We start from the raw sequence: 26,129 nt of genomic DNA on the forward strand, positions 1-26,129 counted from the left end.
CCCGCCCGGACCCGAACGGGGGCGTCACCCGCCGGCCGACAGCTGCGGCGCCTCGTCGGCCAGCCGGAACTCCAGCACGACGACGGTCCCGCGGGGTCCGCCGTCGGCCCCCTCGTCCGCGGAACCTCCGTCGGTGGCGTCTCCGTCCGTGGGCTCCCCATCGGAGCTGGCTCCGTCCGCGGACCTTCCGTCCGTGGGTCCTCCATCCGTCCAACTCCCGTCGGGGGAGCCGACCCCCTCGCCGTCCTCGAACCAGACGTTGCCGTTGTACAGGTCCATCATCACCGAGACGAAGTAGAGGCCGAACCCGTGGGCGGTCTGACTGGTCGCCATCTCCCGCTGGAAGACCTGCGTCTGCATCTCATCGGAGAGGCCCGGCCCGTTGTCGGCGATCCGGACCTGGACCCACTCGCCCAGGGGCTCGGTGGTGACCCGCACCCGCGGGCGGGCGCTGTCGTTGTGTTCGACCGCGTTCGAGAGCACGCCCCCGACGACGTCTGCGACCAGTTCGTTGGCGGCGACGGTCAGGTCGTCGGCCACGTCGACCGCCACGGTCACCTCGTAGCGGTCGGAGAGTCCGCGGGCCTGCTCCCGGAGGACCGCCGAGAGGTCGACCCGTTCGAGCCGTTCGTCCTCGCTCGCGGTCACGGTGTCGTTGACCGCCCGGATCTTCTCGGTCATGTCCGTCAGGTCCGAACACCACGTCCGGATGGTCTCCAGTTTCTCGGCGTCGGCCTCGCCGACGCGCGACTGGAGGTGCTCGGCGTGCCCGTCGACGACCAGCATGGCGTTGCGGATGTTGTGCCGGAGGACGCCGTTGAAGAACTCGATCTGCTGGTTGCGCCGCTCGACGGCGGCCCGGCTGGTCCGCAGTTGCTCCTCGTGTTCGACGCGGGTCAGCGCCGTCTCGGTCGTCCGGGCGAGGATCTCCCCGAGCTGCTCGTCGGTCTCGGTGTAGCCGCCGGCCTCCTCCCTGCCGATGACGAGGACGCCGTGGTCGCCCAGCGGCAGGAACAGCGCCGACGCCGACCCGAACGCGTAGGGGCCGACCACGAGGTCGCGCTCGCCCTCGAAGGTCCTGCGCTCGTCGTCCTCGTAGCTCGTCCAGAGCGGGCCGGAGTCCCGCGGAACCCGGATCGACTCGTCGGGGTCGACGCCGAGTTGCGCCGCCAGCCGGTCGGTGATCGCCTCGGAGACGAGCGCGTCCGCCCCCTCGTCGTACCGGAACAGCGCCGCGTAGGCCTGGCCGTGGACGTCGCCCGCGAACCGGACCGCGATGTCGGCGACCTCCGCCGCGGTCCGCGCGCCGATGAACTGCTGTGTGGCCGCCTGCATCGCCGTCAGCTGGTCGAGCCGCCGCTGCTGGTCGGTCACGTCCCGCAGGTGGACGAGTCGCCCCTTCGTCGCCCCGTACTGGTCGTCGACGGTCGTCACCCCGACCGAGAAGGTGGACACCTCCCTGTCGTCGCCGGGGGCGTCGACGGTGACCTGCGCGCCGTCGTCCAGCCGGGCCGCGAACCCGTCGGCGACCGCGTCGACGTGGCGACCCCCGAGGTCGCCGTCGACGAGCCGTCCCGCGGCCGGGTTGTGGTCTATCACCGCGTCCTCGTCGTCGAGCACCAACACCGGGTCGTCGAGTTCCTCGGCAAGGAGGTCCGTCGCCACCGGAGCGACCCCGACGAAGTTGTAGCGAAACAGCACCAGTCCCGCGACGACGCCGTGGACGGCGAACAGCACGGGGGCGACCGAGACGCCGGGGTGGATCCCGCCGGCCGCGGAGACCACGACCGCCCCCGCGGTCGGGAACAGCCCGCCGAGGACGAGCGCACCCGTCTCCGCGCGGTAGACGTTCCGCGAGTCGAGCAGGAAGGCGATCAGGAGGACGTAGCCGGCGAGAATCAGAGCGTACGCGACCAGCGAGTACAGCGCGAACGGGAGCGTCTCCACCGTCGCCGGGGCGGTGATCCCGTTCTCCGTCACCGTCCGCACCGGCGCGAGGGGCGCGCCGTGAATCGGCGCCGTCAGCTGGACGAGCGAGTACGCCGTCAGCGGGGTCCACAGCGCGGCCAGCCGCCCGGGAGTGAGCCGCTCGCGGTGACCGGTGTAGACGGCGGCGAAGACCAGCCACAGCATCGGGACCTGCGAGGAGACGGGGCCGGCGAGGGCGTGGGCGGCGCTCGCGGCGGCCGGTGACGGCGCAGTCAGGACCGCGACCTGCAGGAGCGCCCAGCCGCCGGCGGCGAGCGACAGCCAGCCGAACGCCCGCGCCGCCGGCCGCTCGCGGTTGCGGTACGCGACCGCCGCGAGCGCGAGCTCGACGGCGCCGCCGACCGCCGTCGCCCCGACCACCGGACCGAGCGCCTCACCAGCCATCTGACGGGTTCACGACACCGTAATTTCAATTCGTCCGTATTATGCGTTGTGTCGCAGTATCACGTGAGACAACGCCGGCGCCGGGGCGGGAACAGGGCCGTCACCGAGGCGGGGCCGTCGCCGGCCGCGAGGCACGCCGCGGCGTCGAGGCCCGCGGTCCGGTGACCCTCCGCCGACGGCCGCCCGCGCCCGCGACCGGCCCCGCAGTCCGCTACCTTTTTGCCCGCAGTCCCGGAAACCGCTCGATATGGTGACGGTGCGGGCGCCCGCGACGAGCGCGAACCTGGGGAGTGGCTTCGACGTGTTCGGCGTGGCGCTGGACAGGCCCGCCGACGTGGTCCGCGTCGAGCGGGCGCCGGAGACCACCATCGACGTGACGGGCGCCGGCAGCCAGTTCATCCCGGAGGACCCCGCGGACAACACCGTCGGCGCGGTCGCGGAGGCGCTGGACGCCCCCGCACACATCGAGATCGACAAGGGCGTCCGCCCGGCCTCCGGCCTGGGCTCGTCGGCCGCCTCCGCCGCGGCCGCCGCGGTCGCCCTGAACCGCCTCTACGACCGCGGGCTCACCCGGAAGGAACTGGTCCCCATCGCCGCCGAGGGCGAGGCCGTCGTCTCCGGGGACGCCCACGACGACAACGTCGCCCCCGCCATCCTCGGCGGGTTCACCATCGCCACGCCGAGCGGCATCTCGAAGGTCGACGCCGACATCTCCCTCGTGACGTGCCTCCCCGACATCGTCGTCTCGACGCGCGACGCCCGCGAGGTCGTCCCCGACGGCGCCCGCGTGAGCGACATGGTCGAGACCGTCGGCAACGCCGCGACCCTGACGACCGGGATGCACCGCTCGGACCCCGAACTCGTCGGCCGCGGGATGGAGGACTCGGTCGTCACGCCCGCCCGCGCCGAACTCATCGACGGGTACAGCGAGGTCCGGCAGGCCGCCTTCGACGCCGGCGCCACCGGCGTCACCATCAGCGGGGCCGGCCCGAGCGTCATCGCCGCCTGCTACGAGACCGACCGCCGGGACATCGCCTCCGCCATGGTCGACGCCTTCGACGAGGAGGGCGTCGAGGCCCGCGTCTACCAGACCGAGATCGGCGAGGGCGCCACCTTCCACTGATACGGATTATTGCGAGACATCCCGGGATCGACCGCACGCAGTCGTGCGGTCGACCCGGTACACGCTTGCAATAATCCGTATGAGCGAGCGCGCGACGGCCGGGTTCGTACGTCTTTGCCAAGGTACTTTACACGAGAGCGACTCTATACAGGTACGCGTGTCTTCTTTCCCATCTCGCCGACAGCGTATCGCTCCCCAATCCCCACGATACCGGGACACGGCGGACGGACGATGAACCCGAGCCGCGTCGACTCACTGGTCGATCTGACCTACGGCCTGCTGATCGCCGTCTCGGTCGGGCTCATCGTCGTCGCCGACAACGCCGTCGGGCTGGCCTTCGGATTTGGGGTCCTGCTCGCGTATCTTATCCACGTCGTCTGGAAGATGGCCCGCTTCGACCCCGACTGGATGACCACCGCGGTCAAGGAGACGGTCGAGGAGACCGTCGACGAGACCGTGGAGGCGAAGGTCGGCGAGACCGTCGACGAGACCGTCGAGAAGACCGTCGGCGAAACCGTCGAGGAGACCGTCGGTGAGACCGTCGAGGAAACGGTCAGTGCCACCGTCGAGGAGACGGTCGGTGAGACGGTCGAGGAGACCGTCGACGAGACCGTGGAGGCGAAGGTCGGCGAGACCGTCGAAGAGACGGTCACCGACACCGTCGAGGAAACCGTCGGGGAAACCGTCGAGGAGAAAGTGGGCGAGACCGTCGAGAAGACCGTCGAGGAGAAAGTCGGTGAAACGGTCGAGGAGAAAGTCGGCGAAACTGTCGAAGAGAAAGTGGGCGAGACGGTCGAGGAGACCGTCGGCGAAACTGTCGAAGAGAAAGTGGGCGAGACGGTCGAGGAGACCGTCGGCGAAACCGTCGAGGAGACGGTCGGTGAAACCGTCGAGGAGACGGTAGAGGAGACTGTCGAGGAGACCGTCGAAGAGACGCTGGAGGAGCAACTCGACGAGGCCGGGCGCGACGGCGAGGGGTCCGACGCGGAGCCGAAGCAGTCGGCCGACGGCGGGGAGGACTGATGGTCGAACTCCTGCTCGTCGTCGGCGTGCTCGTCTCGATGTTCGTCGCGTACAACATCGGCGGGTCGACGACGGGGCCCGCGTTCGGCCCGGCGGTCGGCGCCGACGCGATCTCGAAGACGACCGCCGCGGCGCTGATGGGCGTGTTCTTCTTCGTCGGCGCCTGGACGATCGGCCGCAACGTCGTGACGAAGCTCGGGACGGAACTGGTCACGGACACCGGCGTGTTCACGCTCGAAGCGTCGATCGCCGTCCTGTTTTTCATCGGGGTCGCGCTGCTGGTCGGGAACGTCTTCGGCGTCCCGGCCTCCACGTCGATGACAGCGGTCGGCGCGATCGCGGGGCTCGGGCTCGCCGGCGGCGTGCTGGATCTCGCCGTCATGGGCGAGATCGTCACCTGGTGGATCGTCTCGCCGATCATCGGCTTCTGGGTGTCGCTGGTCATCGGCCGGTACTTCTACGCGCGGCTCAACCGGCTGGTCGCGATGGAGCGCAGCACCGGACCGCTGTTCGACGTGGACCGGTCCGGGTCGATCCCGGGCGTGTCCGTCCACCGGACGACCAACCGGCGGGAACTGGCCGGCGTGGTCACGGTCGTCGCGATCGGCTGTCTGATGGCGTTCAGCTCCGGTACCTCGAACATCGCCAACGCCGTCGCCCCGCTGGTCGGGAGCGACGAGCTGGCGATGAACCCGGCGATCATCTTCGGCGGGATCGCCGTCACCATCGGTGCGTTCACGATCGCCCGGCGGACGCTGGAGACGATGGGCAGCGACATCACGGAACTGCCGCTGACGGCCGCGATCGTCGTCGCCGGAGTCAGTTCCACCCTGGTCGTCTTCCTCTCGGCGCTGGGGATCCCCGCGAGTTTCGTCATCATCGCGACGATGAGCATCGTCGGCCTGGGGTGGGGGCGGGCGACCCGTCCGGTGACCGTCCCGGAGGCCGTCTCGGCCGAAGACGCCCCGCCGGTCAGCGTCGACGCGCTGGCCGCGGACGAACCCGGCGAGGAGTTGCCACCCATCGGCGAGGAGGACTCCGAGGACATCCCCGAGCCCGGCGACCTGTTCGACCCCGCGACGACCGCCCGCGTCGTCCTGATGCAGAACGTCGTGCCGGCCATCGCCACCGCCGGCGCGTACCTCACGTTCCGCTTCGTCCCCGTGTTCGGGTTCTGAGCGGTCGAGCGCCCGGCGCTCGTGTTGGCCCTCCCGACCGTCCGCCTCGCGCGGCCCACCGGCCGAACCGCCGCTGGCGGTTCTGGTGGTCACGTAGCGCGCGCAGGTACTCGCGTCGCCGGAAGTCCCACCAGCTCACGTCGGTGAAGTACAGCTCGGGGTGGACGGACCGACAGATCAGGAACTCCGACAGGCGTTCGGCGCCCGTCTTGATGACCGGGTCCGTCCGACAGGGAAGACGAGTTCACCCTCGGTGGCAGTCCCGTCGACATCCTCGGTGAGGTCCTTGGGGGACCGCCGCCCGCTACGGGATCGACCGACGGACCATCGCCTCGGCCGTAGTCGACACCTTCGAGGACGGGAACGTCGCGATCCACGTCTCCCAGACCGGATCGGCGAGAGGGTGCGACCGTCCACTGACCCCGATCGGAGTGAACCGCTCCGAGGCGCCGAGAGTCCGCGGGGCTCCGAACTCTCCCGCTGTTGCGGTCACTCCAGGTCGTACGAAAACTCGGGGTGGGACTCGAGTAGCGGGTCGTGGATCGCCTTGATACGGTCGGCGACATCCGCGAGCGACAGGTCGTTTTCCGCCAGCAGTTCCAGGGCGCCGCCCATGCCGACCCCCTCTTTCTGCAGGTCGCTACCGAAGAATCTCATCGCGGGATGGCGCGGGTCCGGCAACGTCGGATCGTTGATCCGGAGGGCGACGTCACACTTGTCCGCCGTCCGCCGGAGGTCGACTGACGGGTCCCGGCGGACCTGTTCGGTCGTCGCGACGGTGATCTCCGTAGTGATCCCCATCTCCCGGGCGAGCGCGGCGATCGCCAACATCTGCGTTCCGCCCGCCAACATGATATCCGTGTCCGTCCCGGCGACGCCGCTGAGGAGTCCGAGGATCGCCGCCTGGACCGGGTCACCGACGCTCCGTACGATCCCGAGAGGGTCGGGGTCGTCGCGCGAGGCGAGGCCGCTCCGCGTCAGCGCGGTATCGACCACGTGGCGCTTCAACTCGGTCGGATTCTGTTCGGCGAACGAACTGGACGTCTGTTCCTCGTACCCCAGCGCCGTGAATACCGCCTGGGCGGTCGTGGTGCCGCCGGGGACGGTTTCCCCGACCACGACCCTCGGACGGGACAGCCCTTCGGCGAACGCGCGGCCTTCGCTGAATATCTCCGCGGCGTTCGGGACCGCGTCGGTCGCCTCCCGGATATCGCTGCCCGGCGACGCCTCCACGTCTACGGTCGGCGCCGCCGTCTCGCCCCAGATTCCACCGTCGAGAACGACGATCTCCTCGTCGAGGCGGTCGCAGACGGCCCGTACGAGCATCGCGGGCGTCGGTCCGAGGCTGGGGTCCATCGGGAGCAGCGGCGCGGTGACCAACTCGCCGTACGTTAGGATCTCCGCGTCCCCGGCCGGTCCGTACTTCACGAGGTCGTCGGACGTTCCGATAGCGCTTATCCCCTCGATCCGTGCTGTCATCGTCGTCCCCGGAACTACAATGAACATGACAATTCTTGATTTTATATTGGAGAAAAAGTTTTCTATTTTCGTCAAGTCTGTGCGCGGCGACCCGCTACTTCGCTCGGGTGTCCGAGTAGAGCGGCGACAGCTCCTCGATGACCTCGCTCCGCGGCTGTGAGCTGTCGACCAGATAGTCGTACCGTCGGTCCTCGCGCAGCGTCTCCACCCCGTATTCGGCCTCGCGTCTGTCGCGTCGCCTCAGTTCCGCCGCCGAGAGCGCCCGGTCGTCGGAGCGCGACTGGACCCGCCGGAGTCGGACCTCGAAGGGGCAGGCCAGGAACACCACCTCGACGCGGTCGAACAGTTCACGTAGCCGCTCCAGCGTTCCCGTCCGGCGGACGCCGTCGACGACGACCTGTTCCCTGACCGTGATCGCGTCGAGAACCTCGATTAACCAGCGCGTGCTCGCCGCACCGTCCCCGCGCCCGTTGTGTTCCCGGATCACTCGCTGCAGGCGTTCCCTGGGCGCGTCCCGTCCGAGTTTCCGTCGCGCGAACGAGTACACGACGTTCCCGACGTTGACGTAGTGGCAGTTCGCCCGGTTTGCGACCTCCGTCGACACCGTCGTCTTGCCGGAACCCGCGTATCCGGAGACGGCGACGGCTCTATCGTACATCCCGTGTACCCCGTCAGGCCAGCGCCTGCTTGACGTGGGTCGCGACCGTGCGACCGCCGGACCCGCTCCGGGCACCGAGCAACACGTCCCGCTGGGAGGCCAGGACGCTCTCGGACCGGTCCAGGATGGCCGGTGCGGTTTCGTACGTCGATCGCAGTCGCTGTTTGATCTCGGGTCGTTCGAGCAGTTCGTACACGGCACCCGGTCCCCCCTCGTCGGTCCCGTAGTCCACGTCGGAACTCGTCGACCGGAGTCGCGCGTACCTGTCCCCCATGACGAAGCCGGGGTACGCCGCCGTCTTTCCGTTCTCCTTCATCCGCCGGTAGTTCCGCCAGTGGCCCGGGTGTTGCTCCGGCAACAGACAGACGGGCGTCTCGTACAGCGACGCCTCGTAGAGGGTCGTGATCGACGGCGGCGAGAACAGCAGGTCGGCGGCGTCGATCTCCGAGAGCATCGTCTCGTGGCTCAACGACCTGGCGGGATACGACGTATCGACCCCTTCCAGCACCGTACTGTTGCCCGCTATCAGGGGTTGATATCCCCGCCCCTGGAGTTCCGAGAGCGTCGGTGACATCGCTTCGAGAACCGTCTCCACGTACGTGACCGCGTCGTCCAGCGACGCCGCCGGCGACAGTTGCCCGCAGAAGTTCAGCAGGATGCGGTCGCCTGTCCGCTCGTCGAAGTCGTACGTCGTGTCGACGATCGGGTTCACCCTCGATATCGGCGCGAAGCGGTCGACCGCGACGTCGTCACGGCGCCACCCCGGGAAGGTCTGGACGAACGAGTGGTCCGAGAGGAGATGTGCCACGATCTTCGTCTCGTGTCGGGTCAGCGCCGCGTACTCCGCGTCCGTCGTCTCGGGCGGGGCCCCCGACTCGAACGAGTCGATGACCGACTCCGGGGACTCCCACTCCCAGAACCAGTAGAGACTGTCGACGAAATAGGCCGGGACACGGCGGTTCGCCGCGGCGACCACCGCGTCGGCTTCCATCACGCTGACCAGGCCGTCGATCCGTTCGTCCGCGAGGATCGAGTCGACCGAGACACGCTCCGTATCGTAGATCTCGTCGAACACCGACACGTTGTTTCGACTGAACTCCAGTGCGGACTTCTCGGTCGCGACGAGGATATCGGCCTCGTCCACGGCGTCCTCGATGTACCTCGCGACGGTCTTGGCCTTCGAGGCCGGACCGAAACCGAAAGGCTCCGCCGTGAGCAGGAATCTCATTGCCAGAGGATAAGTAAGCGAATACTTAAATCTATATGTCGTGTCGCCAGTTCGTGTCAAGGATCCTTTCGAACGTGATCGTCCCCGGGAACCGATCTTCGGGACAGCGGACGCGGGGATCGACGGCGGGCGTGGTGACTGTCGGCGGCGGGGTCCGGGTGTGAAACCGGCCCTCAGTCGGGTCCGGTACCGGTGACCGACGATCCAGACAGGCGGGATCTGACACACAGGAACGTCGGCTTCCGCGAGAGCTCCTCGTATTTCGCCGGCATCTTCTCGGCGAACTCGGACTCCGGGACGGGTTCGACGATCTCCTCCAGTGCGAACCCGGTCCGCAACAGCGGGCCGATCATCGATTCGAGCGGCCGGCGATACGTCGGCATCTCTATCGGCGGGTCGAAGCTGTCCCACTCCCGACTGACGAACTCGGTGTCGAAGTAACTCGCCGACTCGTAGCGCTGGAACGCCGAAAACGGGTGCTGTGTCGAGAACACGAACACGCTCCCGTCACGCAGTACGGTGGCCAGTTCCGAGAACACGGACGCCCAGTCCTCGATGTAGTGGAGCGTGAGTGCGCTGACCGCGGCGTCGAACGACGAGGGATCCAGAAAGTCGAGCCCGTCGGTCACGTCGTGGCGTGTGAACGCCACGCCGTCCCGACCGGCCAGCCGCTGTCGGGCCTCGGAAACCATCCGTTCGCTCGCGTCGATCCCCAGAACCTCCGCCCCGCGGTCGGACAACTCCTCCGCGTACTTCCCCGGGCCGCACCCGACATCCAGCACCCGCTTGCCCTCGAGGTCCGGGAGCAGGGACAGCGTCGCCGGTCGTTCGTAGTCCGCGTTGTACGCCCAGTCGTCGATCCGGCTGGCGTACTCGTCGGCGATGTCGTCGTACACTGACTCCGGACTCGGTGGCCGGTCGCTCATGGCGGCGAATCGTTGTGACACGAATATAAGGTTTTTCAGACGAGATCTCCGTCGAACAGTAATTCGACCGAGTACGGCCCCCATCACTAACCGTTCGTCCTGCTACCGGCGGACTCGGGCCGTCTGACCGCGAAGGTGTAAATATCGGAAACTATTTTTCAGATGTCCTGATAGTCGGACACACCGATGAGCGGGAGCGAACACGAACGCGTCGCCGGCGACATCTCCGAGCGGCTCCGCGAACTCGAATCGATCAGGGCGGTGAGTCTCACCGGGTCGACCAGCGGTGACGGGGCGGAACCGCCGTCGGATATCGACGTGGCGGCGTTCTACGCTCCCGACCCCCCCGCCCCGGAACGGTGTAACTCGGCGCTGGACCCCGTGACGGACGGGTTCACCGGGGCGGTGGAGTGGGAACACGAGATATCGGGGACGTGCAGACACTACGTCCGCGCCGGAACCGAGATCGACCTGCTGCTCATCGACCTGCAGGAGTTGCGAGCGGCGATCGAACGGCTCCACGCGTCGGGCGTCGAGACGCCCAAGTGGGCGCCCAACGACGCGGCGTTCGGCAAGTACAAGTCGATGCACGCCGACTCGGTGCGGACGTGCGACATCCTCTACGAGGAGGCCGGGGTGTTGACGGAGCTGAAGCGGCTGTCGAGCGAGTACTCCGAGGAGTTCGGGGAGGCGACGGCCTCGTATCACCTCGACGCCGCCGAGGACCTGTTGACTCGCCGGATCGAACCCCAGGCCGAGCGGGGCGACTTCCTCCACTTTCACGCGTGCAGCGCCCGGTGTCTCCGGTCGCTCGTCCTCTGTCTGTTCGCGCTGAACCGCCGGTACTACCCGGGGGACAAGTGGAACTACGACTACATCGAGGAGTTCGAGGTTCGGCCGGACGGCCTGGAGTCGACACTGGAGACGCTCAGGACGACCGACGCGTCCGACGAGGCCGCGATGATGCGGCAGGTGGCCGCTCTCAGACGGCTTCTCGAGGAGACCAGAGCGCTGTATCGCAGCGAGTGGCCGTCGGGTCAGAACCCCTCGGAGTGATACTTGTCGGATTTGAACAGGTCGACCGAGCTGACCGCCGCGTCCGGGAAGCTACACGCGAACAGAACCGCTTTCGCGACCTGGTCCGCTTCGAGGATTTCACCCGCTTCGGCGTCGAGATTCGGTGACCCCATCGGTCGGCCGATCGGGGTTCGCACGCGCGAGGGATTCACGAGCGACACCGAAACCCCTTGCCCCCCGACGGCCGCCTCCACGCTTTTCACGAACCCGCGGAGCCACCACTTCGTTCCCGCGTACACCGGATTGATCGAACTGGGGTATTTCCCGGAGTAGCTGCCGATGAAGACGGCGTGTCCGCCGGTCGACGTGAGTTGCGGGACCGCGCGCTCCGTCACGTGGAGGCTTCCCACGACGTTGGTCTCGATCATCGCTTTCGCGCCGTCGAGCGCGTCGTCCTCGACGTCGTCGTCGCGCAACAGACCGGCGGCGTGGACCAGGATGTCCGCCTCGGAGTGCAGTTCCCTGGTTCGGTCGAACAGCGCGTCCACCTCGTCGACCGACCGGATATCGGTCGGTACGGGGGTCGCGGTTCCGTCCGTCTCCCGCTCGATCTCCCTCGCGATCGTCTCCAGTCGCTCGGAGCGGCGCGCGGCGAGGGCGACGGTCGCGCCTCGCTCGGCGAGCGCGTAGGCGGTCGCCCGACCGATCCCCGCGCTCGCTCCCGTGACTACCGCCGTTCGGTCGTCGAAGGACCCGAACAGCCGGTCGCCCGTCATCGTGCCGTCCCCTCCCCCGTGGGCTTCCGCGTACCAGTGGCGGTCGCTGTCGAACGGAGTCGGCCGTGCATAGGTGCCCCAGGGGCGACCAGTCCCTTGTGGTTGTCGGCTCGTATCGATCCCAGCGGGACGAGCCGTCTCCGTCTGGAACGGCCGTTCGATACAACTAAGTAACACGAGTGAAGAACACGTTTAATTGACCGATGGGGCGCGCTATCGAAACGACGGTCGGGATCGCGACGCATATGCGGCCGGCGTATCTCGACGACCTCCTCGAACGGCTCGGCGAGCAGACGCGGCCGGCCGACGAGATACTCGTGATCGACGACAGTCCCGACGACCGTTCGCGGGAGGTCGTCGCGGACCACCGCGAGCACACGTTCTCGGGGACGCCGACCGAACTCCGGTACGAACGGATGGCCGGTGACGGGACGAACCAGCAGGACGCCCGAAACCGGATCGTCGGGGACGCGACCGGCGACCTCCTCTGTTTTCTGGACGACGACACCGTCCCGGTCGAGGAGTGGCTCGAGGAGACGGTCGCGGCCTACGAGTCCGACCCGTCCGTCGTCGGGGTCGGCGGCCCGGCGCTGCGGACCGACGAGGACCTCGAACTCGTCGACGAGGTCGACCCCGACCCGCCCGCCCGCAACCGCGTGACGGAGTACGGCGAGGTCGTCGACGCGTCGGGGATGTGGGTCCCGGAACAGCCGGTGTACACGGACATCCTCCGCGGCGCGAACATGACGTTCGAAACCGAGGCGCTGCGGCGCGTCGGCGGGTTCGACAACTCCTTCGGCGGCCCGGCTATCTTCGAGGAGTGGGACCTGATGGTCCGGGTGAGTCGGGCGTGCGGTGACCTGGTGTACCACCCCGACGTCGTCGTCTACCACATCGAGGCCGAGTCGGGCGGGTCCCGCGCGGCGGACAAGAGTCAGCGGCCGGGGACCTACTGGTACGCCCGCAACAGCCTCCTGTTCCGGAAGAAGCTCTTCGACGACCGGTACTACCGGTCGCTCGCGAGGCTGTTCTGTCGCGGGACCGAGAGCGGTATCGCCCCCGTCTGGCGGCGCCTGGTCCGGCTTCCCGTCAGGCCCGCCGAGTACCACTGGCTCCGCGGCTACGCCGACGGGATACTGAAGGAATCGGCCTCCGGGGCGGGGTCGTCCGACGGCGTCGCCGGGGCGGACGACCCCGTCTCACCCGACGGCGTCGAACCGGCCCCGGACGGCGCGCGTTCGAACCGGTGACCGTCGGGCGGCGGGAAGCGCGCCCGCGCTCGACCACTGCCAGGGCGCCAGTCCGTCGCGTTTCTCGCCGGAGGTGTTCACCTCCGGGGTGTCCGCGCCGCGGGGTCGCTACAACTCGTAGGTCCGGAAGTCGGACCCGAGTTCGAAGCCCGCGTCGGTCGCCCGCGCTCGCAGTTCGTCGGTGTGGGCGCGCTGGATGTGTTCGTTCGCGTTCACCAGCACGACCCGCTCGGCGTCGACGGCGTCGATGGCCTCCCGGAGTTCGTCCCCCGGCCCGTGGACCGGTTGGCCCAACACCGCGGCGCCCTCGCAGACGAACAGGTCGTACGTTCGGTCCGGCGGTCCCCCGACGAACGAACGCATATCCGGCGCGTATCCGACCGTCGTGGTCCCGTCCGAGACGGTGAACCCGAGCGTCTCGAACGTCGGCCTGTGGTGCTCGACCGGGAAGGCGTCGACCCGCAGGTCCCCGACCCGGGCCGGGGTCGCCGGGTCGATACGCCGGTCGTCGATCCGTTCGAAGTCGGCGTCGAGACGGGCGCGCGCGGTCTCCGTGAGGTAGAGTTCGTAGGCCGTCGAGAACGAGTCCGGGTCCGTCGCGGCGAACGCGTCGGCCGATTCGAGGTGGGCCGCGTCCCACTTCGCCGCCTGGCCGAGTCTGGGGAGCCCGCCGGCGTGGTCCCCGTGTGCGTGCGTGAGGAAGAACGCGTCCGGGTCGGTGACGCCCACTTCGTGTAGCTGTTCTCCGATGTCCGGGCCGATATCGAACACCAGCCGGTCCGACCCGGACCGGACCAGAACTGCCGGTCGCCGGCGCCGCTCGCTCTCGCGACAGTACTCGCACCCGCACAGCGGCGCCGGCACGCCCGTCGCGTCCCCGCTCCCGAGGACAGTCACGATCATGGCGGACCAGTCGCGGCGAGAGGGTAAATCACTATTGACACGACACCTGACGCCGGAACTCGCCGTCCCGGCTCGGCCGCCCCACACCGCCACCGATCGGTTCCGGTGTCAACTTGCCGGTGTTTCCACTGGATCACCAAGTATATACTGCATCATAGATATTGTCGATCGAATGGAATTCGAAGTCAGTAACGTCTCCGGAGAACTGGAGGCACGCGGCGACGGAGACTCGTTCCCCAGGGGGAACGTGACCGAGTACGTGTCCCGGTCGGTCGGGGACGAACTGGTCTACGAGGTAGACGGTTCGCTCACGATGGACTCGGTGCTCTCCTATCGACTCTACGCCGACACGGAGTACAGTCCGCGGTTCAGGATCGGGATCGTGAACCGGGCCGACGACGACGGGCTGTCCATCCCGTATCTGTCCTCCGGCGAAGACGACCCGAGAGCGGAGTTTTACTCGGTGTACTTCGTGTTACCGAGGTACTGGACGCAAGTGACGCTCCCGATACGGTCGCTTCACGACGGGAACCGGTTCCTCGAGAAGGAGGGGGCGGTGTCCCGGAAGCTGACGGGCGGGGACAGGATCGACCCGGAGCGTATCGACGAGGTCCGGATCCGGGTGTACAACAAGGGACGGTCCGATCTGACGTGGTACCAGACGCCGCTGTCCGTCTCCGAGGGCCACCCAGCCGACCACAACGAGCTGATCGACCGCGATCACTACGTCGACGAGCTGGGGCAGTCGAACGTCAAAGACTGGGACGGGAAGACCGACGACATCGACGAGCTATCCGAGCGGTTGACCCGACAGAGTGACCTGCCGAACTCAGGGGGATCGGCGTCGTCGTTCTCGAAGTGGGGCGGCTGGACGGAGCGGACGGTCGAGGCGACCGGCTTCTTCCGGACGCACCACGACGGGGACCGGTGGTGGCTCGTCGACCCGGACGGCCATCCGTTCTGGTCCACCGGCATGAACGCGGTTTCCCCTCGCGTCGCCGCTCCGGCCGACGAGTTGCGGGACGATATCGCGGCCGTGGACGGCGAACCGGACGGCGAGGAGGAAACCGACGAGATCAACCTGCTCGCGCGCAACTTCCGGCGGGTATTCGGGGAGGGATTCTGGAAAGACGAGTGGGAGGCGGCGACGGAAGGGGTGTTGCGGACGAGCGGCATAAACACCGTGGGGGCGTTCTCCGACCTCGGTTCCGCGCGGTCGATGGCCCTCCCGTACGTGCGGGTGCTCGACTTCGAGTTCTCGGAGACGCTCTACAGGGACTTCCCGGACGTCTTCGCGGCGTCGTTCGAGGAAGACGCGAAGCGCGGTGCCCGGGCGCTGGCAGCGACCGAAGACGACCCGGCCCTGCTCGGGTACTTCCTCCAGAACGAGCCGAACTGGTCGTTCATCGACTCGCTGCCGGCCGAGGAGATGTTACACAACACGACCGCCTGCGCGACTCGCCGCGAGTTCGCCGAGTTCCTGGCCGAACGCTACGGAATCGACGGTGATCTCGCCGCCGCGTGGGGGGCGGACGTGACGGTCGACGCCATCGCCGAGGGGGGTGACATCCCCGCCGAGCCGTCGGAGACGGCCCGGGCGGACCTAGAGGCGTTCAGCGAGGTGATGGTGACGAAGCTCTACTCGACGCTCTCGGCGGAGTGTCGGGCGGTCGACGACAACCACCTGAATCTCGGTATCCGTGCGGTCACGCCGCCGGAGCCGTGGATGTACGAGGGGATGAAGACCTTCGACGTGTTCAGCATGAACTGGTACGAGAAATCCATCGACCAGTTGCCGGGCGACCGGATCAGTTCGGCGCTGTCGCTCCCGATCCTGGTCGGGGAGTGGTCGTTCGGGGCGCTGGACGCGGGCCCGCCGGCGCCGGGGCTGTGTCACGTCGGTGACCAGGAGAGCCGCGGCGAGTTCTACCGCCAGTACGTCGAAAACGCCGCCTCGAAACCGTGGTGTGTCGGCGCCCACTACTACAAACTGTACGACGACCCGGCGATCGGCGCGTTCAGCGGCGAGCCGCACAACGTCGGGTTCCTCGACGTGTGCAACAGGCAGTACGAGCCGCTGACCGAAGCGGCCCGCGCGTCCGGGGACAGGATACCCGAGATCCACGCCGGGACGCGGGACCCGTTCAGTCGCGACGGCGACCAGTTCTTCAGGCGCTGGTGAGCGCCCGGGTTCGGGGGGCCGCCGCTCACCGTCCGAACCTGCGCTGGCGGTTTTGATAGTCCCGGAGCGCCCGCAGGTAGTCTCGGCGGCGGAAGTCCCGCCAGTTCACGTCGGTGAAGTACAGCTCGGAGTAGACGGACTGCCAGATCATGAAATCCGACAGGCGTTCGGCGCCCGTCTTGATGACCAGATCCGGCTGGACGGGGAAGACGAGTTCGCCCTCGATCGCGTCCTCGTCGATGTCCTCCGGGGACAGTTCGCCGGCGTCGACTTCCTCGGCCAGGCCCCGGACGGCCGAGGCGAACTCGTGTTTGCCGCCGAGGCCGATGCCGACCTGGATCGGCGCGTCGGCCTGTTCGTCGTCCTCCGGCCCGCGGACCGCCAGCTCGCGGGGGGCGTCCACGTCGGCGAGCTCCCGGCGGATGGTGTCGACGACTTCGGTGTCGAGGACGCTGACGTAGACGACGACCCGCTCGGCGCCGAACTCGAAGGCCCACCCGAAGCAGTCCTCCAGCGTCTCGTAGGCGCCGGTTTCCAGCAGGTCCCGCTCGGTGACGATGACCGCGACCGTCCCCGGGAGGTCGGCGTCGCTGTATCGGATGCGGAGGGCGAGATAGCGGTCGTACAGTCCCACACTGGCCTGTTCCCCGGGCGCGTCCTAAATCTCACGCTCGTGGACGGGGAGCGACCACCTCGGAGCGGCCGGTCGCCGACGTGTCACGCCGCCACCACGGGACGAAGCGGTTCGGAAACGGTAAGTAGCTCACCGGGGATACCGGACATAGCGTGACAACGACAGTCCGGCGCGCGGGCGCGTTCGCCCTCGTCGGGACGCTCGCGCTCGCCGTGCCGCCGATCGCGGGCCGAACGAGCGCGGCACTCGCGACCGTCGCGGCCCCCGGTCCGTTCCTCCTCGTCGCCGCGCTGGCGCTGTACGTCGTCGACGGGGGGCCGGTCTTCGAGCTGTTCGCCCGGCCGGGCGACCGCCGCGACGGCCGCCTCTACGGGCTGGCCGGCTTCGCCCTGGCCGCCGCGGCGCTGGCGCTGCTCGCCGTGCGGTTCACCCTGCCGATGCCCGTGTTCGTCGGGACCGTCTTCCTGCTCGCGTGGGGCAATCTCGGCGGCCACCTCGTCCGCTCGGTGCGCGACGAGCCGTTCGTCGCGACCGCCGGGTTCGTCCTCGCGGGCTTTCTCGCCGGGACCGTCGGCCAGTACGCCGCCGGCGTCCTGGTCGGCGTCCCCACCGAGTGGCCCCTCGTGGCCTTCCTCGCCGCCAGCGGCGCCCTGCTCGGCGCGCTCCTGCGGGCCGTGCTCTTCGAGCGCGACGACCCGCTGGTGATGGTCTCGGTGGGGCTGTTGCTGTGGCTGTTCTCCGACCTGCCGCTGTCGATCGACCCCGCGGGCGTCGCGATCGCGCTCGCCGTCGCCTTCCTGTTCGGCTACCTCGCCTACGCGCTGGAGACGGCGTCGCTCCCGGGGATGATCACCGGCGTCTTCCTCTGCCTGCAGACCATCGTCCTCGGGGACTTCGGCTGGTTCCTGCTGCTGGTCACCTTCTTCGGCGTCGGGGGCCTCTCGACGAAGTTCCGCTACGAGGAGAAGGAACGCCGCGGCATCGCCGAGGAGAACGAGGGCGCCCGCGGTAGCGGGAACGTCCTCGCCAACTCGCTGGTGGGCCTGTTCGCCGTCCTCGGGTGGTCGGCGAGCCCCACCCTGACGGGGCTGGACCCGGAGCTGTTCCTGTTCGCGTTCGCCGGCTCCATCGCCGCCGCGATGAGCGACACCCTCTCCAGCGAGATCGGGGGCGTCTTCGACAATCCCAGACTTATCACCACCTTCGAGCGCGTCGAGCCCGGCACCGACGGCGCGGTCACCTGGCAGGGCGAGGTGGCCGGCCTCGCCGGCGCCTGCCTCATCGCGGCCATCGCGCTCGGCGCGTTCGGCCGTGTCGACGCGCTCGGTGCCGGCATCGTCGTCTTCGGCGGCGTCGTCGGCATGACCGTCGACAGCCTGCTCGGCGCGACGGTCGAGGGCGTCTTCCTGGAGAACGAGGGCGTCAACTTCTTCGCGACGCTGGCCGCCGGCGTCGCCTCGGCCGGCGTCGCCGCCGCGGCGCTCCCCATCGCCGTCCTATGACCGACCGCGCCCGGGTCCGGGAGGGTCGACCGGGGGACCTCCCGGCGCTGCGCGCGATCCAGGCCGCCGCCCTCGCGGAACCGTGGGAGGAACTGCTGACCGTGGCCGTCGACGGCCCGCCGATACTGCTGGTCGCGACCGCCGACGGCTCCGGGGCCGGGTCCGAGGCCGGGTCCGGGTCCGGCGCCGGGTCCGACCCTTCGGGTCACGAGAATCCGGACGCCGTACCCGGCGGATCGGGGAGGCCGGTCGGCTACGCGCTCGCGGTCACCGACGGCGATGACGAGGCGGGCTATCTCGCCGAGCTCGCTGTGGCACCCGACCACCAGGGGGAGGGGTACGGCTCGGCGCTGGTGGACGCGCTCGTCGACCGACTGCGCGAGTCGGACGCGGACGAACTCCGGGTGACCGTCCGCGAGGTCGACGGGGCGGCCCGCGAGTTCTACCGCGAGCGGGGCTTCGAGCGCCGCGAGCGGCTCCCCGACCACTACGAGCGGGGCGACGGGTTTCTGCTGGTGCGCGAACTGGGGGACTGAGAAGGAAGACGCTCATACGGATTATCGCAAGACATTCGGGGCTCGACCGCACGCAGTCGTGCGGTCGACCCCGGGAAACGCTTGCAATAATCCGTATCAGACCTCGTCGGCCGTGAGCACGCGCGGCGAGACGGGCTGTTTGACGTACTCGCCCTCCTCGCGGGCGACGACCAGATCGACGCCCCGCTGGGCGGCAACGTCGAGGAGCCGCTGGGAGAGTTCCCCGTCGAGGACGACGGTCGCCGGAACCGCCTCGGCGGACTCCAGGAGGTCGAACGCCCCGTCGGCCTCGCCCTCGGCGAGGGTGTCGTAGCTCGCGTCGAGGAGCCGGACGGACCCGGTCGAGCCGCCCACGACCGCCTCGACGTGGCTCGCCAGCGTCTCGGGTTCGACCGCGCGGTCCGCCCCCTCTTCGGTCTCCGGGTCGGACTCGCTCGCCCCGGATTCGTCCGACTCGCCCTCGTCCCGCGCGGACGCGGCCGCCGCCGCCGTGTCGGTCGGTTCGTCGGCGGTCGCTTCCGCCGGCTCGTCGGGTAGCGCCCCCGTCGGCGCCTCGTCGGCCGGCGACTCGTCGTTCTCGCCCTCGCCGGTCGGCTTCGCCGGGTCGGCCGGTTCGGCCGACGCCTCCGCGACCGGGCCGCTGTCGCCGGGGTCGGGCGGTTCGGCCGACGCCTCCGCGACCGGGCCGCTGTCGCCGGGGTCGGGCGGTTCGGCGGACCCTCCGGGTTCGACCGGCGCCTCGGGGTCGACCGTCGCCGAGTCGTCGTCGGGCGGCGACGGCTGGGCGCTCCCGTCGGTGGCGGCGAGGCCGTGGGCGTCGCTGGCCTCGGCGTCGGCGGTCGAGACCGTCTCGAAGGGTACCTTGTCGCGCAACGCGTCCATGACGGCGCTCCGCGAGAGGTCCTCGACGGACTGTCCGGTCGGCGCGAGGGCGACGTAGTCCACGTCGCCGACCTGCGACAGTTCCTTCAGGATGAGGTCGCCCCCGCGGTCGCCGTCGAGGAACGCGGTCACCGTGCGGTCGTCGGTCAATTCTGCGACCGCGTCGGGTACGTCCGTCCCCTCGACCGCGATGGCGTTCTTGATGCCGTACTTCAGTAGCGTCAGCACGTCGGCGCGGCCCTCGACGACGATGATCGCGTCGCTGTCGGCGACCCGGGGGCCGGCGGGCAGGCCCGCGAACTCGGTGATGTCCTCGACGCGGACGCTCCGGCGGACCTCCTCGACCAGGTCCTCGCTGGACATCGTGGTCGCGTCGAACTCCGCGAGCAGCTCCTTGGCGCGCTCGACGACGCGGCGGCGCTTCGCGGAGCGCACGTCTTCGATGTCGCGTATCTCCACGTCGGCCGTCGAGGGGCCGACGCGCTCGATGCTCTCCAGGGCGGCAGCGAGGATCGACGTCTCGACGCGGTCGAGCCCGCTGGCGATGGTTATCTCGCCGAAGGAGCTCCCGCGCTCGGACTCGACCTCCACGTCGATGCGGCCGAGCTTCCCCGACTCCTGGAGGTCCCGGAGGTCGAGCTCGTCGCCGAGCAGGCCCTCGGTCTGCCCGAAGACCGCGCCGACCACGTCGCTCCGCTCGACCACCCCGCTGGTCCTGATGTCCGCGTGGATCAGATACTTCGCTGAATCGTACATTGGTGAACTGCCCCGGTCCGGGGCGTGGTGATGGTGATGGTGAACCGCCGTCCACGGACGCTCCCGTGAACGATCCGTAACTTGTCACTCGACGACTGTAATACCTGCCGATGCCCCGGATATCGCCGCGCCGCGGTGGGGCAGTCAGCCCGACGATCCGGTTCGAAGAGAAATTCTCTTCGAAACTGCACACCGTAGGATTTCGACGAAAAGTTAACGGGGGAGTAGCCGAACGGGCGTGTATGAACGAGCGCACGCGGGTGGTCGGCTGGGCGGTGGTCGCGGTCGCGCTGGCGGCGCTGTCGGTCCCGTGGTTCATGTGGGGCGCCGACGGCGTCGTCGCGGGACTGCCGGTGTGGGTCGCCTATCACGTCGGCTGGCTCTGTCTGGTCGCCGTCGTCCTCTGGGCGTTCACGCGCCGCGCCTGGGGGCTCGGCGTCGAGGGGGTGGGTCGCGATGGCTGACACCGCCCTCCAGGTCGGGATCATCGTCGGCTACATGCTCGTCGCGCTGGGGGTCGGCGTCGTCGCCTACCGGCTGACCGAGCGGACCGCCGAGGACTACTACCTCGCGAGTCGGACGCTGGGGACCGTCGTCCTTCTCTTCACGACGTTCGCGACGCTGCTCTCGGCGTTCACGTTCTTCGCCGGCCCGAACATCAGCTACGGCGCCGGCCCGGAGTGGATCCTCGTCATGGGGCTGATGGACGGCGTCATCTTCGCGATCCTGTGGTACGTCCTCGGGTACAAGCAGTGGCTGGTCGGGAAGGCCAACGGCTACGTCACGCTCGGCGAGATGCTCGGCGACCGCTTCGGGTCGCTCCGTCTGCGGCTGCTGGTCGCCGGCGTCAGCATCTTCTGGCTGTTCCCGTACGTGATGCTCCAGCAGCAGGGCGCCGGCACGGCCGTCGAGGCGCTGACCGGCGGCGCGGTCCCCTACTGGGCCGGCGCCGGGGGCATCACCCTGTTCATGATCGTCTACGTCGCCCTCTCCGGGATGCGCGGCGTCGCCTGGACGGACACCCTCCAGGGCGCGTTCATGCTCGTGATGGTCTGGGCCGCGTTCGTCTGGGTCGCGAGCGCCGTCGGCGGCGTCGGCTCGGCGACCGCGACGCTGGGCGGCGTGGACGGCAACTTCCTCGCGCTCGGCGGCGGGACCTACACCGTCCCGTACATCCTCTCGACGGCCATCTCCATCGCCTTCGGCGTCACGATGTTCCCGCAGGTCAACCAGCGCTTCTTCGTCGCCGAGTCGAAGGCCGTCATCAAGCGGACGCTGCCGCTGTGGCCCGTTCTCGTGGTGCTCCTGTTCGTCCCGGCGTTCATGCTGGGGTCGTGGGCGCGTGGGCTCGGCATCCAGGCCGGCGCCAACGAGAACGTCCTCCCGCTACTGCTCGCCGAGTACACGCCCGCGTGGTTCGCGGCGCTCGTCATCGCGGGCGCGATGGCCGCGATGATGTCCTCCAGCGACTCGATGTTGCTGTCGGGGTCGTCGTACTTCACTCGGGACATCTACCGCCCGCTCGTCGCGGAGGCCACCGAGGCACGTGAGGCGTTCCTGGGTCGGGTGGGCGTCGCCGTCTTCGCCACGCTCGCGTTCGTCGCCAGCCTGTTTCAGCCCGCGACGCTGCTTGAGATCGGCGACACCGCCTTCGGCGGGTTCGCCCAGCTCGCGCTGCCCGTGGGGGTGGCGCTGTACTGGACGGACACGACGAAGTGGGGGATGTACGTCGGCATCGGCGGGAGTCAGCTGTTCTATCTGCTGAGCGTCTTCACCGAGGTCGTACCCGGGAGCGTCCTCGGCGGCTGGTCCTCTTCGGTCGTCGGGATGGTCGTCGGGCTCCTGTTGACCGTCGGCGTCTCGCTGGTGACCAGCCCCGCGCCGGACGAGGACGCGTCGGTGTACGCGACGGGCGCGGACTGACGGAACGGTCGGGAACCGATAGTCCCGCTCGCTCCCGACCGAGCCTCGTCGCGGCTCACTCCCAGCTCTTCCCGCAGTCTTTGCAGCTTTTCATCCCGTGCGTTCGAGTGACGTTGAAACTGCCACACCGGGGACACCTGGGATTCCTCGCCATGACAACCGATTCGTGGCAGAGAAACGCAATAAATCACATGGCCGGCCGGATCGAGTGCGATGGCACCCGGAAATGCCGGTACCAGCGTGACGACACGCCGGTGACGTCGGGGGCGACGGTCGGAAGGTTGGCACTTTATGTAAACACCGGCCCCACCTACCGGGTATGCAGACCCACATCGTCCCGGTCGGGTTCGATTACGACCGGCTGATCGCGCCGCTGGTGCGCGACAGGCTCGACGTGGACCGCGTCGTCCTGCTGGAGGGCGCGGTCGGCAGCGAGGCCAACGTCGAGTACTCCCGCAATCTCGCCGCCAAACTGGAGCAGGACTACCGCAACCTCCTCGGGGCCGAGACCGAGCGGTTCGTCGTCGAGGACGTCTACGACTACGACGAGGCCTTCGAGCAGGCGTTCGAGCTCATCAACGCCGAACTCGACCGCGAGGACGACGCCGGCGTCTGGGTCAACATCTCCGCGATGCCCCGCACGGTCTCCTTCGCCTTCGCGACGGCCGCCCACTCCATCATGGTCGAGCGCGAGGAGGACCGCGGGCGCATCCACACCTACTACACGGTCCCCGAGAAGTACCTGGAAACCGAACTCGCCGAGGAACTCCACCGCGGTATCGACCTGCTCTCGGACCTGGAGGGCGAGGTGGACGACCCCGACCTCGCCGAGCGCGTCGACGAGCGCCTCGACGCGGCCGAGGAACTGCTCTCGGAGTTCGACGAGCGCGGGACGACCATCGGCGCCAAGGAGTTCGACGGCCAGCACATCCTCGAACTCCCCGTCGCCTCCTTCTCGAACGTCAAACCCTTCGAGGAACTCATCCTCTTCACCCTCGGCGAGCACGGCGAGTTCGAGTCCGTCTCGGAACTGGCCCAGGAGCTCGCCCGCGAACTCGGCGAGGAGTACACCGACAGCTTCCGCTCGAAGGTCATCTACAACGTCGACCGGCTGGGCCCGGGCGGGAAGGGCTACATCGAGCAGGAGGAACAGGGTAAATCCTACCGGACGCGGCTGTCGCGGATCGGCGAGCTGTGGGTGCGGGCGCACTCCGACGACTGAGGGGGCCGGACGGTGAATCGACGCTCGATATCGCTCGGGGCGGCGCTCCTCGGGGTCGCGCTGGTCGGGCTCGGACTCGCGGTGACGCCCGGGATCGTCTCGCGGACCGCCGCTACGTGCTCCTCGTACGGACCGTCGGGCTTTCGGGGAGTGGACGGTGCTTTCCTCGTCTGGGACGACGGCTGCAACGACTGGTTCGTCTCGGTCCCCGCCGTAGCGGGCGTCGGTTCGCTCGCCGTCGCCGTCTGCTCGGGTCTCGCGGTCGTCCCGCCGCGAGTCCGGGGTGCTGTCGCGAGCGGACGCTGAGCGGCCCACTCGCTCCAAGCGAATTCGACCGGCGCGGCAAGGGTAAAGACCGCCGGGGACCGAGACGGTGCCATGACGAGGATCGGACTCATCGGCGCCGGCGGGATCTCGGAACTGCACCTGCCGGCCTACGAGGACCACTCCGAACGAGCGAGGCTCGCGGGCGTCTGCGACGTGGACGCCGAGAGAGCCGAAGCGGTGGCCGAGGACTTCGGCGTCGACTACTGGACCGACCACGAGGAGTTTCTGTCGGAGGCGGACGTCGAGGCGGTGGACATCGCGCTTCCGCACCACGTCCACTATCCCGTGGCGAAAGCTGCGCTGGAGGCGGGCAAACACGTCCTGATCGAGAAGCCGCTGGCCCCCGCGCTCTCCGACTGCGTCGAACTCGTCGACCTGGCCGACGAGCGCGACCTGACCCTGATGGTCGGACAGATGCAGCGGTATCACCCGCCGTATCGCGCGCTGAAGGAGCGCGTCGACGCGGGTGACCTGGGCGAGGTCCGACACGCCCGTTGCGACGCGCTGGTCAACCAGGGCGACCTGTTCCCGGAGGGTCACTGGCTCTACGACGGCGAGAAGGCGGGCGGCGGGGGCGTCATCGGTTACAGCGTCCACAAGCTCGACCTGCTGCGGTACTACCTCGGCGACGTGGCCCGGGCCGCGGCGTGGACCCGGACGGTCGACGACGCCTTCGACGGCGCGGAGGACTACGCCACGGGGATGCTGGAGTTCGAATCGGGCGCAATCGCCGACTTCTCGGTGGCGCTGTCGGCGCCCGCGATGCCCTACACGGAGTCGTTCTGGTTGCTGGGCGACGACGGCGTCGTGCATACGCTCCCGGACGGCCAGCAACAGGAGGGGTACGTCGGCTCTCCGACGCCGCGGATCAACGCTCGGGACGACCCCGATTCGCGGAAGGAGTTCGACGAGGTCGAGGGCGGCCGGACGGACCTGCCCACCTCGGACGCGTTCGTCAACGAGATCCTCCACTTCGTCGACTGCGTCGAGTCGGGGGCGGAGCCGCTCACGAGCGGCCGCGATAACCTCGGGACGATGGCTGCCATCCGTGCGATCTACCGGAGCGCGGCGCGAGACGGCGAGCGCGTGACGACCGACGAGGTACTCGCGGACGCCCGGGAGGCCGCGCGATGACGATGGAGACCGCCGTCACGGACGGCGCGGTGTCGGTGTCCGTCGACGGGACGCGGATCGCCCGGTACGACGCGGAGCCGGCGGGCAGCAAGCCCGGCTTCGACACGCTCGCGCTGCCGCCCGGCGCGGATACGAAGCCCGGCGAGAACCTCGTGGTGTCGTCGCCCCACGACCACCCCTGGCACTTCGGGCTGTTCTTCTGTCAGAAGCTCGTCGACGGGGTCAACTGCTGGGAGTCCGAGCCCAACGCAGCCGCCGGGAACCCCCACGGCTACGCGGAGGCCGGCGACTACGAGGTGCGCGAGGCGAGCGACGGCGGCGCCGAGATCGAACAGGAGGCGACCTGGCGGACGGACGCCGGAGAGGAACTGCTGGACGACGAGCGGACCATCCGGGTTGACGAACCCGACGGCCAGGGCTATCTCCTGACCTGGGAGCAGGAACTGACCGCGCTGGGCCAGCGGCGCCACCTCTCCAGCGAGACGCTGCACGGCCACTACAGCGGGCTGAGCCTGCGGTTCGCCCGGAGTCTGCGCGAGGGGCGCGTGCTGTTGCCCGACGGGCGGGACCCGGGCGAAACGTCGCCGCCGCGGGCCGCGAGCGGTCCCGCCGCTCGGTGGTGCGATTACTCGGGACCGCTCGACGGGCGGGCCGGCGCCGCCGCGGTCGGCGATCCCTGGTTGGCCGGGATCGCGATGTTCGATCACCCCGACAACGGGGACGAGCCCGTCGACTGGTTCGTCATGGACGAGCCGTTCGGCTTCCTCGCCGCGAACCCGACCTGGGGGACCGTCGAGACCCTGGAGGAAGGGGAGTCGCGGTCGTGGACCTGGGGGCTGTGGGTCCACTCGGGGACGCTCGAGGAGGAGCAGGTCGAGCGGGCCTACGAGTCGTTCGTCGACTCGGTGTAGATGAACCGATCACGATATTCGGTGGCCGCGGAAGGCTCTCGACCAGCTCGCTCGGAGTTGAATCGACCGCAGGCGACAGCAAGCGGTGAAAGCCCTCGGCCCGCTCGCGGTCGCTGAGTCGGATATCCGCGCTCTCCGCACCGCCCGCGCGGATAGTGCCGACTCAGACGACTAAACCGAACGCGA

At 69.0% G+C, this 26,129-nt stretch carries 23 protein-coding genes and 1 pseudogene; 14 read left to right on the plus strand and 10 right to left on the minus strand.

What is annotated here, in order from left to right:
- Positions 1-24: 24 nt before the first annotated feature.
- Positions 25-2,373, minus strand: coding sequence for a sensor histidine kinase (locus tag ACMGFI_RS18895; RefSeq protein WP_436911652.1), 2,349 nt, complete (start codon positions 2,371-2,373; stop codon positions 25-27).
- Positions 2,374-2,620: 247 nt separating this feature from the next.
- Between ACMGFI_RS18895 and ACMGFI_RS18900 the strand changes: the two genes are divergently transcribed.
- The 3 genes from ACMGFI_RS18900 to ACMGFI_RS18910 all read left to right on the plus strand — a co-directional run bounded on the left by ACMGFI_RS18900 (position 2,621) and on the right by ACMGFI_RS18910 (position 5,697).
- Positions 2,621-3,496: a homoserine kinase gene (locus tag ACMGFI_RS18900; protein WP_436911654.1), complete on the plus strand. Its 876-nt coding sequence runs from the start codon at positions 2,621-2,623 to the stop codon at positions 3,494-3,496.
- A 231-nt stretch (positions 3,497-3,727) separates the two neighbouring features.
- Complete coding sequence (locus tag ACMGFI_RS18905; protein WP_436911655.1) at positions 3,728-4,519, plus strand: hypothetical protein; 792 nt, start codon at positions 3,728-3,730, stop codon at positions 4,517-4,519.
- Positions 4,519-5,697, plus strand: coding sequence for an inorganic phosphate transporter (locus ACMGFI_RS18910; protein ID WP_436911657.1), 1,179 nt, complete (start codon positions 4,519-4,521; stop codon positions 5,695-5,697). Before ACMGFI_RS18905 ends, ACMGFI_RS18910 begins: the two co-directional genes overlap by 1 nt.
- A 58-nt stretch (positions 5,698-5,755) precedes the next feature.
- On the opposite strand, the pseudogene ACMGFI_RS18915 reads toward ACMGFI_RS18910, so the two are convergent.
- From ACMGFI_RS18915 to ACMGFI_RS18935, 5 genes and pseudogenes are all read right to left on the minus strand, one after another.
- Positions 5,756-5,973: pseudogene (locus ACMGFI_RS18915) on the minus strand (undecaprenyl diphosphate synthase family protein); the annotation flags it as partial.
- Between the two features lie 213 nt (positions 5,974-6,186).
- Entirely contained in the window at positions 6,187-7,176 is a 990-nt protein-coding gene (locus ACMGFI_RS18920) for a nicotinate-nucleotide--dimethylbenzimidazole phosphoribosyltransferase (protein ID WP_436911659.1), read from the minus strand.
- Between the two features lie 94 nt (positions 7,177-7,270).
- A complete protein-coding gene (locus ACMGFI_RS18925) occupies positions 7,271-7,834 on the minus strand; it encodes an AAA family ATPase (RefSeq protein ID WP_436911660.1) in 564 nt (187 codons plus the stop codon).
- Positions 7,835-7,847: 13 nt separating this feature from the next.
- On the minus strand, positions 7,848-9,062 hold the full coding sequence (locus ACMGFI_RS18930) for a hypothetical protein (protein ID WP_436911661.1): 1,215 nt from the start codon (positions 9,060-9,062) through the stop codon (positions 7,848-7,850).
- Positions 9,063-9,235: 173 nt separating this feature from the next.
- Positions 9,236-9,988, minus strand: coding sequence for a class I SAM-dependent DNA methyltransferase (locus tag ACMGFI_RS18935; protein WP_436911663.1), 753 nt, complete (start codon positions 9,986-9,988; stop codon positions 9,236-9,238).
- Positions 9,989-10,174: 186 nt separating this feature from the next.
- Between ACMGFI_RS18935 and ACMGFI_RS18940 the strand changes: the two genes are divergently transcribed.
- Positions 10,175-11,044: a DUF4037 domain-containing protein gene (locus ACMGFI_RS18940; protein ID WP_436911666.1), complete on the plus strand. Its 870-nt coding sequence runs from the start codon at positions 10,175-10,177 to the stop codon at positions 11,042-11,044.
- On the opposite strand, the gene ACMGFI_RS18945 is transcribed toward ACMGFI_RS18940, so the two are convergent.
- On the minus strand, positions 11,026-11,781 hold the full coding sequence (locus ACMGFI_RS18945) for an SDR family oxidoreductase (protein WP_436911667.1): 756 nt from the start codon (positions 11,779-11,781) through the stop codon (positions 11,026-11,028). The genes ACMGFI_RS18940 and ACMGFI_RS18945 overlap by 19 nt on opposite strands.
- A gap of 203 nt (positions 11,782-11,984) precedes the next feature.
- Between ACMGFI_RS18945 and ACMGFI_RS18950 the strand changes: the two genes are divergently transcribed.
- Positions 11,985-13,031 (plus strand): glycosyltransferase family 2 protein, encoded by a 1,047-nt coding sequence (locus ACMGFI_RS18950; RefSeq protein WP_436911669.1) that lies wholly within the window; start codon positions 11,985-11,987, stop codon positions 13,029-13,031.
- 108 nt (positions 13,032-13,139) lie between these two features.
- Here ACMGFI_RS18950 and ACMGFI_RS18955 read toward each other — a convergent pair whose 3' ends face one another.
- Positions 13,140-13,934 (minus strand): MBL fold metallo-hydrolase, encoded by a 795-nt coding sequence (locus tag ACMGFI_RS18955; protein WP_436911671.1) that lies wholly within the window; start codon positions 13,932-13,934, stop codon positions 13,140-13,142.
- A 172-nt stretch (positions 13,935-14,106) separates the two neighbouring features.
- Here ACMGFI_RS18955 and ACMGFI_RS18960 point away from each other — a divergent pair, with 172 nt between their 5' ends.
- Positions 14,107-16,116 carry a hypothetical protein gene (locus ACMGFI_RS18960; protein ID WP_436911673.1) on the plus strand — a complete coding sequence of 670 codons (2,010 nt, stop codon included), beginning with the start codon at positions 14,107-14,109 and terminating at the stop codon, positions 16,114-16,116.
- Positions 16,117-16,141: 25 nt separating this feature from the next.
- On the opposite strand, the gene ACMGFI_RS18965 is transcribed toward ACMGFI_RS18960, so the two are convergent.
- Complete coding sequence (locus tag ACMGFI_RS18965; protein ID WP_436911675.1) at positions 16,142-16,750, minus strand: undecaprenyl diphosphate synthase family protein; 609 nt, start codon at positions 16,748-16,750, stop codon at positions 16,142-16,144.
- A 152-nt stretch (positions 16,751-16,902) separates the two neighbouring features.
- On the opposite strand from ACMGFI_RS18965, the gene ACMGFI_RS18970 reads away from it, so the two are divergent.
- Positions 16,903-18,252, plus strand: a complete 1,350-nt coding sequence (locus tag ACMGFI_RS18970) for a DUF92 domain-containing protein (protein ID WP_436911676.1) — start codon at positions 16,903-16,905, stop codon at positions 18,250-18,252.
- Complete coding sequence (locus ACMGFI_RS18975; protein WP_436911677.1) at positions 18,249-18,788, plus strand: GNAT family N-acetyltransferase; 540 nt, start codon at positions 18,249-18,251, stop codon at positions 18,786-18,788. Before ACMGFI_RS18970 ends, ACMGFI_RS18975 begins: the two co-directional genes overlap by 4 nt.
- A gap of 96 nt (positions 18,789-18,884) precedes the next feature.
- Here the strand turns inward: ACMGFI_RS18975 and dnaG are convergent, their stop codons facing one another.
- Entirely contained in the window at positions 18,885-20,426 is a 1,542-nt protein-coding gene (dnaG, locus tag ACMGFI_RS18980) for a DNA primase DnaG (protein ID WP_436911678.1), read from the minus strand.
- Between the two features lie 242 nt (positions 20,427-20,668).
- Between dnaG and ACMGFI_RS18985 the strand changes: the two genes are divergently transcribed.
- The 6 genes from ACMGFI_RS18985 (at position 20,669) to ACMGFI_RS19010 (ending at position 25,943) form a co-directional block, all read left to right on the plus strand.
- Complete coding sequence (locus ACMGFI_RS18985) at positions 20,669-20,890, plus strand: DUF3311 domain-containing protein (protein WP_436911680.1); 222 nt, start codon at positions 20,669-20,671, stop codon at positions 20,888-20,890.
- Positions 20,883-22,349, plus strand: a complete 1,467-nt coding sequence (locus ACMGFI_RS18990) for a sodium:solute symporter family protein (RefSeq protein ID WP_436911682.1) — start codon at positions 20,883-20,885, stop codon at positions 22,347-22,349. Before ACMGFI_RS18985 ends, ACMGFI_RS18990 begins: the two co-directional genes overlap by 8 nt.
- 319 nt (positions 22,350-22,668) lie before the next feature.
- Complete coding sequence (locus ACMGFI_RS18995; RefSeq protein WP_436911684.1) at positions 22,669-23,571, plus strand: HFX_2341 family transcriptional regulator; 903 nt, start codon at positions 22,669-22,671, stop codon at positions 23,569-23,571.
- A 12-nt stretch (positions 23,572-23,583) separates the two neighbouring features.
- A complete protein-coding gene (locus ACMGFI_RS19000) occupies positions 23,584-23,877 on the plus strand; it encodes a hypothetical protein (protein WP_436911686.1) in 294 nt (97 codons plus the stop codon).
- Positions 23,878-23,949: 72 nt separating this feature from the next.
- Complete coding sequence (locus tag ACMGFI_RS19005; RefSeq protein WP_436911688.1) at positions 23,950-25,032, plus strand: Gfo/Idh/MocA family protein; 1,083 nt, start codon at positions 23,950-23,952, stop codon at positions 25,030-25,032.
- Positions 25,029-25,943: a DUF6807 family protein gene (locus tag ACMGFI_RS19010; protein WP_436911691.1), complete on the plus strand. Its 915-nt coding sequence runs from the start codon at positions 25,029-25,031 to the stop codon at positions 25,941-25,943. The genes ACMGFI_RS19005 and ACMGFI_RS19010 overlap by 4 nt, the downstream gene beginning before the upstream one ends.
- The last annotated feature ends 186 nt before the right edge of the window (positions 25,944-26,129 follow it).

The organism is Halosimplex marinum (assembly GCF_051414075.1).
Classification (GTDB): Archaea; Halobacteriota; Halobacteria; order Halobacteriales; family Haloarculaceae; genus Halosimplex; species Halosimplex marinum.